This window comes from Calorimonas adulescens, from assembly GCF_008274215.1.
Taxonomy (GTDB): domain Bacteria; phylum Bacillota; class Thermoanaerobacteria; order Thermoanaerobacterales; family UBA4877; genus Calorimonas; species Calorimonas adulescens.
The window spans coordinates 1-16,008 of record NZ_VTPS01000008.1 but is presented as its reverse complement, the minus strand read 5'-3'; the positions used below and the strand labels follow the sequence as shown (position 1 = coordinate 16,008).

The following is a 16,008-nucleotide window of genomic DNA, read 5'->3' as shown; positions in this document are numbered from 1 at the left end:
TTGGGGGGACTTAAATGGCTAAAACTCCTGGAGAACTTTCAGAAAAGGGTTTTGAAGAGTATATTGAGGAGCATCTTTTAAGAAACGGATATGTAAAGGGCAGTCCTGATGATTACAACAAAGAATATGCCATAGACACTAAAATCCTATTTGAATTCTTAGAGGATACCCAGCCGAAAAAGATGGATAAGTTAAGGCAAATTCATAAAGACCAGTATAAGTTTAAAATTCTAAAACGACTCAATACGGAACTAAATAACCGTGGTATGATTGATGTATTAAGGCATGGGATTAAAGATTATGGCGTATACTTGGACCTTGCCTATTTTCAGCCTGCCAGCAAATTAAATGATGAGATGGTAAAACTCTATGAGAAGAATCGGATATCCGTCACAAGGCAGGTGCACTACAGCACCAAAAACGAAAACAGCATTGACATGCTCATTTGTGTCAACGGACTTCCGGTTGTGGTGCTGGAACTTAAAAATGCTTTTACTGGTCAAACCTATGAAGATGCAATAATGCAGTACAAAAAAGATAGAAGTCCCAATGAACTATTGTTCCAGTTTAAGAAAAGAGCCATTGTATTTTTTGCAGTGGATACTCAAGAAGCCTATATGACTACAAGGCTTTCTGGAGGTAATACTTCATTTCTTCCATTTAATAAAGGCTGTGATGGAGGAAAAGGGAATCCAGACAATCCTGATGGGCTTAAAACCGCTTACCTTTGGGAAGAAATACTACAAAAAGATAGTTTGATGGATATACTAAAAAGATTTGTATTTATCCAGACAGAAGAAAAGAAAGATATAGACGGAAATGCCTATATTTCAGAAACCGTCATATTTCCAAGATATCATCAATTGGATGCAGTAAGGAAACTGGAAGCCGATGCTAGGGAGAAGGGAGTAGGAACAAACTACCTTGTGCAGCACAGCGCAGGGTCAGGAAAAACCAACTCGATATCATGGCTTGCCCACAGGCTTGCCAATCTTCATGACGATAACGACAACCCCGTATTTGATTCTGTTATTGTCATTACCGACAGGAGGGTTTTGGACAGGCAGTTGCAGGACAGCATTTACCAGTTGGAACATAAACATGGAGTTGTTCAAAAAATAGATAAAGACTCTAACCAATTGGCGGATGCCTTAAAAAGCGGAACGAGAATAATTATTTCTACTTTGCAAAAGTTTCCATTTATCATTGAAAAGATAGGAGAGTTAGAAAAGCGTAAATATGCCGTAATCATAGATGAAGCCCATTCCAGCAGTGCAGGAGAAAACATGGCTTCTTTAAGGGAAGTTCTCTCTGCAAATAGCCTTGAGGAAGCGGCAAAACTGGATGAAGAGTTAGAGGGCAAAGAATACGACCCTGAGGAGGAAATTTTAAAGACAATAAAGAAAAGGGGAAAACAACCTAATATCAGTTTCTTTGCTTTTACGGCTACACCTAAAGCAAAGACCCTTGAAATGTTCGGGACAATAGGATCTGACGGACTGCCCCATCCATTTCATTTATACTCTATGAGGCAGGCAATTGAAGAAGGCTTTATTTTGGATGTGCTTCAAAACTATGTTACATATGAAACCTACTTTAAACTGGCAAAGAAAATTGAAGATGACCCCACTTTTGACAGGGCAAAAGCTACCAAGGCATTAACCCGCTATGTAAGCCTTCACCCCCATAATATAGCCCAAAAGACTGAAATCATGGTGGAACACTTCAGGAGCGTAACCAGGCATAAAATAGGAGGAAGGGCTAAGGCAATGGTTGTAACCAGTTCCAGGCTTCATGCTGTACGCTATAAGCATGCCTTCGATGAGTATATCAAAAAGAAGGGTTATAGGGATATGAAAACCTTGGTAGCCTTTTCGGGAACGGTAAAAGATGGTGGTGTAGATTATAAAGAAAGTGATATGAACGGATTTAAGGAATCAGAACTTCCAGAACGTTTTGCTACCGATGAGTACCAGGTGCTTTTAGTTGCAGAAAAGTACCAGACAGGATTTGACCAACCCCTTTTACATACAATGTATGTCGATAAAAAGTTGTCAGGAGTCAAGGCGGTACAGACTTTATCAAGACTCAATAGAACCTGTGCAGGAAAAGATGATACCTTTATCCTTGACTTTGTAAATAAGGCAGAGGATATTCAGGAAGCCTTCAAGCCCTATTATCAGGCAACTATTGTGGAAGAAGTTACAGAACCTAACTTGCTCTATGATATTGAAACTCAACTACATGCTTACGGTGTATATCTCAAAGAGGAATTGGATAAGTTTGCTTATATATATTTTAAGCCCAAGGATAAAAAGGCTTCTAAAGACAGGGCAATGCTAAACCACTTTATAGATGCAGCCGTAGAAAGATTTAAGAAACTGGATGAACAGCGGAAACAGGATTTTAGCAGCCAGGCAATGAAATATATAAGGCTTTATTCCTTTATCCTTCAGATCACGCCTTTTGAAGATGTTGAACTCCATAAGTTGTATGTATATTTAACATATCTGCTTAAAAAACTTCCAAAGGAAAAAGGTTCTACTGTTCACCTGGCAGATGAAATTGCTTTGGAATACTATACTACCAAAAAGACCTTTGAAGGAAGCATCTCATTAACCCCCGATGACGAAAATGTACCAGTCATACCTGTAAAATTTGCAGGAACGGGGGTAAAGGAAGAACAGGAAGAATATCTGTCCAGCATTATTGAACGTCTTAATAAGCGGTTTGGAACTGACTTTACAAAAGCCGACCAGTTATCGGTTGAACAGATAAAAGAGGATTTTGCCGCTGATGAGGATTTGGTTCAAAAGGCTAAGATAAATACCATTGACGACTTTAGACTCGCTTTTGAGAAAGTGTTTATTAATAAAGTAATTGACAGGATGGACCAGAACCAGGCATTCTTTACCCGTGTTCTAGACGATGAGCAATTTAAGAATGCACTTATGGAGTATATGCTGTTTGAGACCTATGAGAAGTTAAACAGCAGGGCTTAGTAAAGATGGCCAATAGAAAGTGTTAAAAAAGCATTTTATTTATGAGGGGGTCAGTATGAGTTTTGATTTTAAACTTCTTGGCAGAAAGATAAAAGAAGCAAGAGAAAGCCTTCTTATTGAAAAAGAGGAGGTTGCTAAATATTTAAGATGCTCTATTGAAGAATATGAAAAAATTGAAAATGGTGAGTCGAGTAGTGTAGATGGAGACACAATTATACTCATTTCTCAAGTATTAGAAATGGATTTTAGATACTTTGTTTCTGGTGATTATGTATCTGCTGAATCGCAAATTAAGGAACTTTTTAGACAGAATGGAGATATAACTAAAAATGATAGGAAAGCGATTCGAAAATTTATTAGGCTATGTGAAGAAAAACATAATTTAGAAGGTTTGTTATCGAGGCAAAAGCCCTTACCATATGATTATAGTGGATATGGGTTTAGAAGTAATAATCATAAATACCAGGGAATAACTGCTGCGTATAGGGAAAGAAAACGTCTTAATATTGATGACTCTATCAATGACATATATGGTCTTCTAAGAAAGCAAAAGATTCATATTTTTAGAAGAAGACTTGAAGATAGCAACATTTCTGGCGTTTATATAAAACATCCCATTGCAGGGCATTGTGTACTCATTAACTATTCAGATGATATATATAGACAGAATTTCTCTATGGCACATGAATACTGTCATGTTCTTTTTGACTCTGGTAAAGAGCAATCAATTACATATTTTAACAGAGAAATGAATTATGTAGAAATCCGTGCAAATAATTTTGCAAGTAATTTTCTGCTTCCCGCCAAGGGAATTGAATCAATTAATACTGATACTTCGTACGAAGAACTAATAAAGATAATTTTAGACATATGCAATCATTATAATGTTAGTAGTAAAGTTGTAGTATATAGGTTAAAAGAAAAAAGATTAATCAGCGAAAAACTTGTAGAAAGACTGTTAAAAGATGAAAGACTCATTATATCAAAGTCTGATAAGATTGACCCTGAATTGGCTGGAGCATCAAAAAACCTTCATGAAAAATTGAAAAAGATTATTGAAAGTGGAATTTCACTAGAATATATAGAGTTGGTAAGAAACGCTTATCAACAGAATGAAATATCTTATGGCAAAATGCTGGAATGCTTACAAATGAATATTGAGGATGCAAAACAGTTGATTGATTTATGGGATGTTTACATGGAGGTGTGATAATGAGCAGTATTGCTGTTATTGATACGAGTACGTTGATAAATTTAAAGAATATTAAGTGTAGCAGTTTAATAGATTACTTAGAATATTATTTATGCACTACTATTTATGTAATACAGGAAATTGAAAAAGGAAGAGAAGATACTAAAAATTTTTATAGACAATTGGAATCTAAAAATAAAATCAAACATGTAAAATTATCTATTGAAGATTTAATAGAGATGGCAAGGGTTCCAGAGCATAAGAAAAGAATCAGCAATGCAGAGTTGTCATGCTTTGTTAAAGCCAAAAACTTTGGATGTAAAACTTTTTGCGATGATAAGAGAGCCATAAATTATGCTAAGGGATACATAGAGTTAGGTGAAATTGTTGGAATAATTCATCTTATAAAAGAAGCATATATTAAAGGATATATTGGGGATAGTGAAGTATTAACCTATCAGAATAGATTACATAAGAATAAATTTAAAATACAAGGGGATTTGCTAAACGAAGTTGCCGCAGAAAAACTTAAACTTCTTATAGAAGGCAAAGCGATATCATAAACGAGTTAATATTGATAGAAAAAATATGTTATATAAAGAGACAAGTCAGTCCTGCTAAGACATAAAAGTTGACAGAACTGACTTGTTCATTATTGGGCTCAATAAGTGTGAGTCCTCTTATATTTATAGCCCATATCCCAAGAGCATTCTGCATTAAGGCCATTACATTTTTCTATCAATTTACTAATGAGTACAGGTCTATTAGTTTTTTAGCGTGTATAATTTGTATAATTTGATTGAAAGTGGGTTTATTTTTTCGTGTAATTGTTCCAAATAATTATTCTTTTAAGAATTTAATTCAATAATAAGATCAATAACATATTCATAATTTTCACTAAGTCCAGAGGCGGATTTTTTTTATTTTAGGGTAAGCCGTATGAAAAGCAGCAGATACAGAGATTAGGGAGAACTATAAGAAAAATAAGGGGGAAGAAAATAAGAAGATGCTGTATTATATGAACTTTTCTGTCTTGTTGAAGGTGAAAATATTTATCTTGCAAAATTTTTCAAACGTATTATTACTAATTATAGAAAAAATGCCTATGGAAAATTGCAGGAGGTATATAAAAAAGGATTGAAGGCTTTAGGGTATGAGATGGTTGTTGAACTGAAGAAGTTAAAGAACTATGAATATTTAAGGCTTGAGGAATAATTAAATAGCATTGCAAATATTAACTAATTGCGCTATTATTCTTAGTAGGATACAAGGTGAAAACGCGGTTGGAGAGCATATCTCCTTTACGGCCAGTTTTAACTGGAATGAACGTAAGGAGGGATATGCTTTTTTATTTATTGATAAGCATGAGGAGGGAAAAGTAATGTTGTTGGCCAATAAACAGGATGAAAGATTTGATTCTAATAATTAACAGGCAGTTAGAGGTGGAATATTGCAGCAATAGTAGCATTGATGAAGACTGTGATTTTTTTAGAGAGATTAATTTATTTACATATATTAAGAGGTTTGAAACAGGAGTTTTCAGAAATGGTAGATATGAAATTTTAATAGACGATGCTATGTTAGCGTGGGGACTTTATTATATTGTTAGGATTAAGGGCAGAGTATAGGAATATGGTTTAAGGGAATGAAAGTATGCTTACGGTTCAAGAATTCATACAAAATATTTCAGAGGATTTTAAGAAGGCATTTCCTGAAGTGAGAGTAGAAAAAGTTTATTCGTCTCGGCACTGAAGTAACCCATGTTGAATTGCCAATCAATAGCATGTATAAAGAATACCAAGTTACGGATTATGAAAGTATAAAGAAATTATATATAAAGGTTGCTAATGAAATATTAAATGAATACAAATTCAAAGTTGATTATAATAATGTGTATCCTATATTGAAACATACTGATTTTGGTAATAACACAAAAATGCGGTTTTATAAGAAAAGAGCCTTTGAAAATTTAGATGTACTTTAATACCATTTACAACCTGTTCGAGGTAATTTAGTTCCAGTCTGAAAACTTCTAAGTTTATCATTTCAACCACTCCTTGCAAGTGATTTTCGGGTATTATATAAGTGAGTGCATAGAAAATCAAAAAATCAGCGCTAAATTTTATTTTCCATTCCTGCTTTAGTCCGCTTGAAAGCGGATTCGGTCAAAAACCGTGGACTTCCAGTCTAAATACGCTTTCAGCCGACTTTAGTCGAAATAGAACAACCCACCCTTTTTAAGGGGTGGCCGTTGAGTTAACGAATTAAGCATAACTTTGCACAAAAGTAATAAAATATTACATAAACGCATAAGATATTGACACAAAACCAATGTTGATGTAATATAATATTACAAAAAGGAGGGATTAAGGATGTCAAAGGATATTCCTATTGGATTAAAAATAAAGGCTATTAGAGAAGCAAGGGGATTAAGTCAGATTGAGGTAGTAGAGAGACTTGCTGAAAAGGGTATTAACATGAGCAGGGAAACATTGAGCAAAATAGAAAACGGCAACAGGACTGTATCGGCTGTGGAGTTAAATGCCATATGCAAAGTTCTGAATATAGATATAAACATTCTTTTTGAAGAGGATGAAAACGACGATTTAGTTACACTATTCAGGAAGAAAAATTTTTCAGAAAAAACGATTGAGGAAGTTGAGAAACTACAGGATATGATAAAGATGTTCATTTACCAAAAGAAAATATACGATGGAGAGTTTAAAACACAAAAGAGAAAGCCATTATGGGAGGAGTGTTAAGATTGCAAAATAATAAATTGAATCTCCCAGAAGAATCCTTCAGACTGCAAATCAAAGATTTGGCAGAAAATGTGAGAATAAAATTTGCGAGGAAAGGGCTTTCTGATATATTTGATATTCTATCAGAGACTGCATTTCTAATAAGAAAACCATTAGATACAGATGAATTATCAGGATTTAGCACTTATTTTGAGGGACAGCTTATTGTCTATTTGAACAGCAATTTTACTTTGGGACATGAGCGCTATACTGGTGCCCATGAACTATACCATCTTATTCATAATGCTGACATCCTGAAAAAAGAAAAAATCCTTTTGAATGATGAAAAGCATAAAGCGGAAGACGCGAAAGCGGATGTATTTGCTTCCGAATTTTTAATGCCTGAAGACTATGTAAAAGAAGTATTTTATAAAATTGTTAATGTAGATAAAAACAGTGTTTTACCAAGGCATATCATTAGAATGCACAATTATTTTAAAGTAAGTTATAAGGCTATGTTAAAAAGGCTTATCCAACTTAATTTATGCTCTATTGACAAATATGAGGAACTTGTAGACATTTGTTCACTGGAAAATACAGAACAACTCCAATCCTTAACCAGACGGGAAGGCTACAGTATAGACTTGATAACTCCATCAAAAGAAACATATGTACCAAAAGAATATATCGAGTTTGTAAAAACCAACTACGAAAGAGGGAATATCTCATACAAGAACATGAAAACCAGCCTTGAATTTATCGGACTGGCTCCTGAACAATTCGGATATGAGTATCCTTTGGAAGAGGATTATTAAAATGAGATATGTGGGGGCTATATCTGATGCCGATATCTTAATTAATTTAGCCATGGTTAACAGATTGGATATATTAGAACTTTTATTTAAAAAAATCATCATTCCTCAATTTGTATATGATATTGAAATAAAGAAAAATGCAGGAAGATATTATGGTGTAATTAACGAAGCCCTTCATAAAGACGGGAGTATATTTAAGATTGTAGATAGGAAGAAAGATATATCTATAAACATACTTGCAAGAGATATCATCGAAGATAAGAAAAAGGTAATCGGTCCAGGAGAAAGTGAATGTGCAGGATATGCCCAGGCATTGAGAATTCCAGCGATAATATCAGATAATTACACTGAATTTAAATGGCTTGATGAGTTTATTACCCTGACACACAATAATATTTTGGCTTTATGCGTATATTTTGGAGAGATTACAAAAGAAGAGGCACAAGATATTTTTAATGGAATTAATAGTAAATTAATGTACCCAACTAAAGATACATTTGAAGACCAATATGGGAAATCCATAAGAAGGTTTGAGAGAAACGGTTGGAAAGGATATTTAGGCATATAAATACAGGGATATGGGTTAAAGGGATAAGGTTAGATGGAAGTAGTGATTGTTAGGATAGTGTAAAATTTTATTAGGTCATTTAGCAGGAAAAATCAGTCCTGATGTAGAAATAAGACCTCACCATCCTACAATCCGGATGAGTATAAAACTCAAGGAAGGTGAGGTCTTATGAAATTAATTCTACTTGTCCTTAAGAAATTCCTTCTTGTATCACAAAAAATATTTAATCTATTAAATGGAAATTCATATAGACTTAAAGAAACAGAGGAATGGCTAAAGAGTCAAAATATTGCTTGATTTTTTATGCCATAGGTGGAGGCAAATTCGATTGAAATTTGGAGTATTTTTCACTTGACAAATACAGTTTAGAAAATCTCAAAAATAAAATCCTGCAAGAGTATATACCTGATTGCAGTAAGAATGGTCAAGTTGAAGGAATCCAAAACGCATTACAGGTGTTAAAGCAGGTTGAAAGTCATATGAATGAACTTGCAAAGTTGCGAAATTCTTATAATTAAGTATTTGCAAGTTATACTCATAGCAATAATGAAGAGGATAACGAAGAAATTAAAGAGGAGAGCGAAAAAGATATAAAAGATGTAGCAGATAGAACAACGTAGAAGAGAGAAAATGAGAATATAAGGATTGAAACGGAGAAACCTGACAGAAGCAGCAGTTACCCTAATATAATTTCAGTACATATCTTTGAAGAAATTGTTAAAACCATTATTGATCAATTTGTTCGATACAATAAGGATTATATAAAGACATCTACAATATCTTCACTATTGAATGATAAAATTATGCAGGAAACAGATTATAAAAAGTCTCCGAAGACGCTTGTTTACAGCGTTATTAAAATTCTTATAAAAGAAAATATCCTGGAAAATAAAGAGAATTATAAACGAATGTATGTTTTAAAAGAAAATCCTGAATATATATTGAAGTGGTTAAAGAATATTTAATAGCAGAGGCAAGGTTATAAGAAGTCAGATGATGTTATATTTAAGGTGCCTAGGATATGATAATATATGTGCGTGGGGTAGTTTGATTACTTATATTATTTAAAAAATTATGGGTGAGATAATAGCATGATTTCTGCTTCTATAGAAAATATTATTAAGATGTTTAATTGGGACATTATAACCAGAATGTACGGTAGTTCTCACAATTCCGTTATAGGGTTTTTGTCAAGCGAATGGATTAAAAAATCCTCTGACCATTCTGTGTTGGATGGAGCCCCTTCTCCTTTTGTCGGAAAAGGAAGAAAAGGGCAAAAGAACGCAGATATTCTATTATGTAAAGGAGATAAGCCTTTTATAGTAGTTGAAGTGGAAACAACAGTTGTTAAATATTTAGAGAAGATAGATTCAATTGCAGACTATATGGAAAACACGAAAGATTATGAAGGGGTTAGTTTTGGTCTATTAGTTATGCTCAATTATACAAATGGTGAGGGCAAGTATAAGCATAATTGGCATGATGCAAAAGAATATGCCATAAGTAAAGATATCCCGATTGCATTTGTTTCTATTGAAAAGAGTAAGGCAGATTTAGGGGATACTGTTTTGGACCGTTTAAAAAGAAGAAATGAATATTACCCGTGGGAAACCAGCAACATTGATTACTGGATTTATGGAAGTGATAGAAAGATAATAAAAGGGAACTTGTTAATAAGAAATAATGCTAATTAACCGTATAACTAAGTAAAAAGGAGAACTAGGGAGTGTCTAGAATGATATTTTAACTAGTTATATAATTAATGATTGTAAAATCATAATTCAGGGAACTTGCTTAGAGTAAAGTTTTGAAAAACAACGATATAATGAAAGGGGTATAAAAATGTCAAAAGAGCATCCTTCGGTATTTATCAGTTATAGTTGGGATAGTGAGGAACACGAAAACTGGGTAACAGTTTTAGCGGCTAAATTAAGGGAAAACGGTGTTGATGCAACGATTGATAAATTTGAAACGCAAAGTAAGACTGTTAATTTGAATAGGATGATGATAGAAAAAATAAAAAATAGTGATAATATCTTACTTATTCTTACTGAAAACTATGCTAAGAAAGCAGACACCTTCCAGGGCGGAGTTGGCTATGAGACAAATTTGTTAATACAATATATAAAAGATAATCCAGATAAAATAATCTTAATAATGAGGCATAAGGGAGACTATAGAAAAGCCGTTCCATTTTATCTGGAAGGGTTTCATTTTATTAACTTTTCACATGATGACCAGTTTGATATTAAGTTTGATGAATTACTGTATAGAATTTATCAAGTAGATGTAATTGATGTACCAAAGGTAGGTCCCAAACCCAAATTGGAATCAAAAAAAATTATTTATGATAGGATAGTGAACGAAACTACTAATATAATTCCCAATTTTAAAGAAATAACGGATTTGGATAAAAACAAATTTATGAAACAAAGTTATTCTAAAATATTATCGCTTTTATACGAATTTGCGGAACAGACCAAACAAAAGAATAATAATTTTGATTACGATAAAGATATTGTACATAATCAAAAGACTATATTGAGATTTTATATTAACGGTATGGAAAAGTATGCAGTTAAGATTTGGCTTGGAAATTTATTTGGTGGTAAAAATCAAAATATTTATTTGTCATATGGAAGATTTAATATTGATAGCGATAATTCGTTTAATGATGTAGTTGAATGTGAAGTAACTAAAACTAAAGATTTAAAATTAAAAATGACAATGAATTTTATGACGGGAAGTAATGCGAGTGATGCATACGGAATTGCCACTGAAATATGGAAACAAATTGTTCAATATTTAAACCATTAACTCATAAAAAATGAGGTGATTTAAGATGAATGTAGATTTTAAAGAAATTAAGGATTACTTTTATAACAACCGTTACAACAATAATACCGACCGTAAATATGCAAGTATGTTTGAAAAAGTTTCACAAGTAATTGATGAGAATGATATATTATATTTTTATCCAAAATACTTATTTGTTGATGAACAGACTTTACAATTATATTTTATCTTAAAGAACAACAAATTTATTAAGGTCTGGATTAATGAGGATAAGCGAATAGTTATGGAATTTTTTAATATAAACAAAATTAAGAGTGTTACTTATGAATGTCCTTTAGATGATTATGGCGACTATAGGTTAACTTTGCTTTTTGAAGAAAAGGTAGAAGAAATTACATTTAACAGCAAAGAGGATACAAATGAGGGTTGGAAATATAAATTTGATGAAGCAATATGCAGTATTGCAAAATATTTTGCACAAATAAATAATCATAGATACTGAGTTTAAAGGAAGTATGTTTAATGGACAGATATGAACGAATACTTGGAGGGCTTTTTGGTGTTGCTTGCGGAGATGCTCTTGGCGGAACGCTGGAATTCATGTCAAAGGATGAGATTGAAAGAAAGTATGGATACTTAAAAGATATTATCGGTGGAGGCTGTTGGGACCTGGAACCTGGAGAAGTAACAGATGATACAATGATGACTATTGCTGTCGCAGAAGGCATCCTGGACAATCCAGAGAATCCTATCGAAGATATCGGAAAACACTTTATAAAACGGTATGATGGTAAACCTAAGGATATAGGCAACATTATCCGAATTGCACTCGGCGAGTACAAGCGAAGCAGTGATTGGATGAAAACAGCCTGCTACGCCCATCAGGCAACAGGTGGTATGAGTGCAGGAAATGGTTCACTTATGAGGTGCTTACCAGTTGCGTTATATTATAGTGATGTTGAAAAAATGCTTGAGATAACTGCTTTGCAAAGTGTACTTACTCATTATGACCAAAAAGCAACGGATGCCTGCCAGTTTTATAATCTGTTAGTTTACCAGTATCTTAATGATAAGCCTAAAATACCTCCTATAAGGGAGCATATTGAAAAGTATCCGGAATATAAGCAGGTATTCCAGTTATCAAAATACCAACTGAAACCGACAGGATATGTGTTTGATACTTTGATATGTGTACTATGGTGTTTTATTAACACTTCTTCTTTTGAGGATGCTGTATGTGAAGCAGCCAACCTTGGAGGAGATGCGGACACTATAGCCGCTATTACAGGAGAAATGGCGGGAGTATACTATGGATACAATGCTATTCCTGACAGGTGGAAGGAAAAGATATTGATAAAAGACCATTTAATTTCTATTGCACAGCGAATTATAAAGGATAATGGGAAAATATAGAAATCAGAATGACAGGTATTATTGGAAATAGCACTGATTATGGGGTTCTTGGAAGTGATAGAAAGATAATTGAAGGTAATTTCTTTAAAAAAGGAGAGAATTTGTATGAATAGGTGTCAATGGTGTGGTAAAAACTCCAGTAGTTATGGCATGGTAGTTCTAACTATAAAAGAAAATCAGCCGTCCCAGTCTATATGTGAAGACTGCTACAGTAGATATATGGCAGATATACTTGGAGTTGAAGATTATAAAGATTATGAAAAAGAAGCAACTTTTACAGACTGCGATGGAATAGAACACTGCTTTCAAATTAAGAAAGAAAATTCATCCAACAGGTATTTGTTGGGAAGCAGTAGAGTTTATTGGGGTAGATAAAGTAGGGTATTCCTTTTAGGTACATCAGGATTTTGAAGAAGATTCAAATGATGCCTTAAAAAGGCTTTATAAAAAGATAAGAAAAGGATTATCACAAAAGTTCATAAAAAGAGAAGTATTCCAAGGACAAGAACTTATCTCTTTTAAAGGGAATATAGTAGAAGGGCGTATTGAATGGGATGATAGATATGATGACAGAACACCCAAATTTATTATCGATGGACAGGAATATAGCCTAGAATAATTTGGTAGAATGATGATGCCTTGTGAAGGATGGAACTTTAAGTTAGAAATTATAGAACCTACGGAGTAGATATGATATTCGTAGTATTAAATTTAAAACAAACAGGTTGCACTTACCTATAGCATAACGTAGAATATAGGTATACAATTGGAGAGCATATTCTCTTACACTGCCAGCAGGTGCTGGAATAGATTGAGAGAGTATGCTTTTTTGCATTTCAAATAGTTATTAAGGAGGTAGACAATGCTTACTTTTGCTGATTTTTCGAGTAAGATAATTTGTGATTTAGATAAAACATTTCCTAAAGCCAGGTTACAGGGGAAGTATGTTGTCGTAGAGTTGGAACCAAACAGTGTGTCTATACCTGTTAGTAGTATTTATAGGGAATATCAGGAGACCAAGGATTATGGGAAAATTTTAGCATTATGTATTACAATTATTAATGATATTTTGAGTCAGTATAAATTCAAAATTGACTATAAAAATGTTTATCCGCTATTAAAGAGTAGGAAGTTTGGAAAAGGAGAACAGGATTTAGATTTTTATAGAGAGGAAGCCTTTGCCGATATAGATACACTTTATGTTACAAATGCAGGGGAGATTTTTCGATTTGTACAAAAAAAGAGATGATGTGGATTTTGATATGGTGAAAAAAGCAGCATGGGAAAATTTAAATAAAATGAGAAATCCCTTAGTTAAATTGGGTAAGGTACTGGAAATATATACTTTGAAATTTACTACAGATTATAATTCGGCCCTTTTATTAAGCAGTGCACTACAGCATCAAATGTACAAGAAAGTATGGCGGGATTATCTTTTTGCAATTCCTTTTTCAACTACACTAATTGTGGCCAGATATCAACCTGAATATATAAAAATTATGGAATCGCTGATTATGGCAGATAAAGACCCGAATAAGGTTTCGGAGAAAGTGTATCAGTACAAAAGTGGGAAATTTGATATTGTAGATGAAGGATATTAAAGGGTAATAGGAATAAGGAACAAGTATAGTTTCAAAGGGATTGCAAGGATTTATTCCAATTTGACTAAAAGATTATGAGTTGAGATATGCTAAATTCTTATAATATACTAAGCATAGTAATATAGGGAAAAGGAGATATGACAATATGAACAAGGTAATAATTAAATGTGCTGAACTGGTAGATAAATATAAATTAAATAGGGATTGCATTCTGAAGCAGTTGCAGTCTATGAAAATAGATAAAGGAGCAGAGAATTTTGTCATTGCATACTATAACGACTCACATTACACTCTGATTGGCGAAATTAAGGGCAATCAGGTAATTTTAACCAATATAATAAAAGCAATCGCTTTTAAAGAAATGGATAACTCAGATATTTTTGAATTTATCAAGGAACAAAGTGATTAGGATTAAGAAATAAGGCTTTGGGGATAGGGTTTTCTATCCTGTAAGGCCTTATTTTATTAGCATTTGGTATTTCATTTTTAACTTTTTCAATGAAAATCCTTATGGTGGGGATATTGTTCATGAGGAGTTGATATTCATAAGGTTCAATTTCCTGCTGAATCTGATTTATGTACTGTTCAATTGTTTGGATGTAAGAAAGGGATAAGGAATCATAGGTATTAGTGTAAAGGAAACAAGTGACTAATGCTGCGATTGCTTCACTTATTTCCCTTGAAACCTTATCCCCTAATATACCCTTTACAACCTGTTTCAGGTAATTTAGTTCTATTCTCAAAACCTCCAAATTTATCATTATGATCACTCCTTCAGAAAATTTTCAGGTATTATACAAATGAGGACATTACAAATCAAAAAATCAGCGCTAAATTTTATTTAAAGAATTAAGAATTTAAATTGTCTCGTAAGGTGTCAATTAAATAAATGTGGACATAATATATATATATTATAGAAGTTAAGAATTGGAATTATACTTGAAAAGAACATAAGGAAGTGATATCATGAAAATTAAGAAAAGCAAGAAAGGGGTTGTATAGAATGGCGACGGTAGTTAGTATTAAGGATTATAAATTAAATCAAATACCTAGACGTCAGGATGTTTCCACTCTCGATATGATATTCAACCCCGTTAAGAGAAGAAAGTTTTATGTAGATATCGATAAAGACTATGTAGAAACAGATGATGAAAAAGAGATTTTCGATGAAATGACTAAAAGAGGGAGGGGTGAGTAAATTTTGCCCTGTCCAGCATTGCCGAAAAATCCACAAAAGAGTACCCATTTTGAGAAGGATTGCATTCACTGGTTTGATTTAACTGGTAATAGTGACCCTTCAATTGCTTCACAAAAGGCAAGACCATTTATAATTATTTAGTAGATATAACCCTAAATCAAGTAGAGTTATTATTTGCCCAGTTTCAGACATGATACACTATTTAGAAAAAGATACATATGGCACTATAATACAACCGCCAAAGTTAAAATATCCTTATCACGCACCATTATATAAAAAGGATTACCCTTTCTTGGATAAGGATAGTGTTGTACTCCTTGACCAGGTATATACTGTATCAAAAGATGAACTGTTTGAAGACTGGTATATGGGACAAGTTGTAAACACAAGGAATATAGATGAAGCAATTTTTTATAACTATGATTTGTTTGCATCTATTAGTGAGGTTATTCAAGATTTGCTGAATTCCATTGAAAATATGCATATGGGGAAATACTCGAGGAAGTAATTATAACTAAATTCAAGGATAAAAAACCAAGGACTAATCAGTAGGACAAGTTTTGGGTTTTATTCATTATTAGTTAAACAAAGAATTATTATTGACTTCTTTTAACACTATTAATTGGTACTTATTGTTAAAAGGTTGGCTTTTTAATAAGGGTTTTGATACAGGAAAGGTAAC

The 16,008-nt window shown here is 33.0% G+C and carries 18 protein-coding genes and 2 pseudogenes; 19 read left to right on the top strand and 1 reads right to left on the bottom strand.

The features are described from left to right. Positions 1-14: 14 nt before the first annotated feature. The 17 genes and pseudogenes from FWJ32_RS06255 to FWJ32_RS06180 all read left to right on the top strand — a co-directional run bounded on the left by FWJ32_RS06255 (position 15) and on the right by FWJ32_RS06180 (position 14,537). Positions 15-3,002, top strand: coding sequence for a type I restriction endonuclease subunit R (locus FWJ32_RS06255; RefSeq protein ID WP_149545114.1), 2,988 nt, complete (start codon positions 15-17; stop codon positions 3,000-3,002). 55 nt (positions 3,003-3,057) lie between these two features. Continuing rightward, complete coding sequence (locus FWJ32_RS06250) at positions 3,058-4,212, top strand: helix-turn-helix domain-containing protein (RefSeq protein WP_149545113.1); 1,155 nt, start codon at positions 3,058-3,060, stop codon at positions 4,210-4,212. A 2-nt stretch (positions 4,213-4,214) separates the two neighbouring features. Further along, complete coding sequence (locus FWJ32_RS06245; protein ID WP_149545112.1) at positions 4,215-4,757, top strand: PIN domain-containing protein; 543 nt, start codon at positions 4,215-4,217, stop codon at positions 4,755-4,757. A gap of 849 nt (positions 4,758-5,606) precedes the next feature. Beyond that, positions 5,607-5,822, top strand: coding sequence for a hypothetical protein (locus FWJ32_RS06240; protein WP_149545111.1), 216 nt, complete (start codon positions 5,607-5,609; stop codon positions 5,820-5,822). Positions 5,823-6,566: 744 nt separating this feature from the next. Further along, entirely contained in the window at positions 6,567-6,956 is a 390-nt protein-coding gene (locus tag FWJ32_RS06230; protein ID WP_149545110.1) for a helix-turn-helix domain-containing protein, read from the top strand. A 2-nt stretch (positions 6,957-6,958) separates the two neighbouring features. Beyond that, complete coding sequence (locus FWJ32_RS06225) at positions 6,959-7,750, top strand: ImmA/IrrE family metallo-endopeptidase (protein ID WP_149545109.1); 792 nt, start codon at positions 6,959-6,961, stop codon at positions 7,748-7,750. Position 7,751: 1 nt separating this feature from the next. Continuing rightward, complete coding sequence (locus tag FWJ32_RS06220; RefSeq protein WP_149545108.1) at positions 7,752-8,318, top strand: PIN domain-containing protein; 567 nt, start codon at positions 7,752-7,754, stop codon at positions 8,316-8,318. Positions 8,319-9,409: 1,091 nt separating this feature from the next. Further along, a complete protein-coding gene (locus FWJ32_RS06210) occupies positions 9,410-10,012 on the top strand; it encodes a hypothetical protein (protein ID WP_149545107.1) in 603 nt (200 codons plus the stop codon). A 148-nt stretch (positions 10,013-10,160) separates the two neighbouring features. After that, positions 10,161-11,135, top strand: a complete 975-nt coding sequence (locus FWJ32_RS06205; RefSeq protein ID WP_149545106.1) for a toll/interleukin-1 receptor domain-containing protein — start codon at positions 10,161-10,163, stop codon at positions 11,133-11,135. Between the two features lie 25 nt (positions 11,136-11,160). Then, positions 11,161-11,616, top strand: coding sequence for a DUF3908 family protein (locus FWJ32_RS06200; RefSeq protein ID WP_149545105.1), 456 nt, complete (start codon positions 11,161-11,163; stop codon positions 11,614-11,616). Positions 11,617-11,636: 20 nt separating this feature from the next. Next, complete coding sequence (locus tag FWJ32_RS06195; protein WP_149545104.1) at positions 11,637-12,527, top strand: ADP-ribosylglycohydrolase family protein; 891 nt, start codon at positions 11,637-11,639, stop codon at positions 12,525-12,527. A gap of 105 nt (positions 12,528-12,632) precedes the next feature. Next, positions 12,633-12,758: pseudogene (locus FWJ32_RS13855) on the top strand (DUF7685 domain-containing protein); the annotation flags it as partial. Positions 12,759-12,849: 91 nt separating this feature from the next. Then, positions 12,850-12,921 carry a hypothetical protein gene (locus tag FWJ32_RS13850; protein ID WP_420837941.1) on the top strand — a complete coding sequence of 24 codons (72 nt, stop codon included), beginning with the start codon at positions 12,850-12,852 and terminating at the stop codon, positions 12,919-12,921. 57 nt (positions 12,922-12,978) lie between these two features. After that, positions 12,979-13,215: pseudogene (locus tag FWJ32_RS13845) on the top strand (DUF7713 domain-containing protein). A 174-nt stretch (positions 13,216-13,389) separates the two neighbouring features. After that, positions 13,390-13,776 (top strand): hypothetical protein, encoded by a 387-nt coding sequence (locus FWJ32_RS13465; RefSeq protein ID WP_203227607.1) that lies wholly within the window; start codon positions 13,390-13,392, stop codon positions 13,774-13,776. Next, positions 13,757-14,128, top strand: coding sequence for a DUF1444 domain-containing protein (locus FWJ32_RS13460; RefSeq protein WP_203227606.1), 372 nt, complete (start codon positions 13,757-13,759; stop codon positions 14,126-14,128). Before FWJ32_RS13465 ends, FWJ32_RS13460 begins: the two co-directional genes overlap by 20 nt. Positions 14,129-14,273: 145 nt before the next feature. Beyond that, the gene (locus FWJ32_RS06180) at positions 14,274-14,537 is read left to right on the top strand and encodes a hypothetical protein (protein ID WP_149545102.1); all 264 of its coding nucleotides are present in this window, start codon (positions 14,274-14,276) and stop codon (positions 14,535-14,537) included. On the opposite strand, the gene FWJ32_RS06175 is transcribed toward FWJ32_RS06180, so the two are convergent. Further along, on the bottom strand, positions 14,518-14,889 hold the full coding sequence (locus tag FWJ32_RS06175) for a hypothetical protein (RefSeq protein ID WP_203227605.1): 372 nt from the start codon (positions 14,887-14,889) through the stop codon (positions 14,518-14,520). The genes FWJ32_RS06180 and FWJ32_RS06175 overlap by 20 nt on opposite strands. A 242-nt stretch (positions 14,890-15,131) precedes the next feature. On the opposite strand from FWJ32_RS06175, the gene FWJ32_RS06170 reads away from it, so the two are divergent. Beyond that, positions 15,132-15,326, top strand: coding sequence for a hypothetical protein (locus tag FWJ32_RS06170; RefSeq protein ID WP_149545101.1), 195 nt, complete (start codon positions 15,132-15,134; stop codon positions 15,324-15,326). 292 nt (positions 15,327-15,618) lie between these two features. Further along, positions 15,619-15,834: a hypothetical protein gene (locus FWJ32_RS13755; protein WP_338028695.1), complete on the top strand. Its 216-nt coding sequence runs from the start codon at positions 15,619-15,621 to the stop codon at positions 15,832-15,834. The last annotated feature ends 174 nt before the right edge of the window (positions 15,835-16,008 follow it).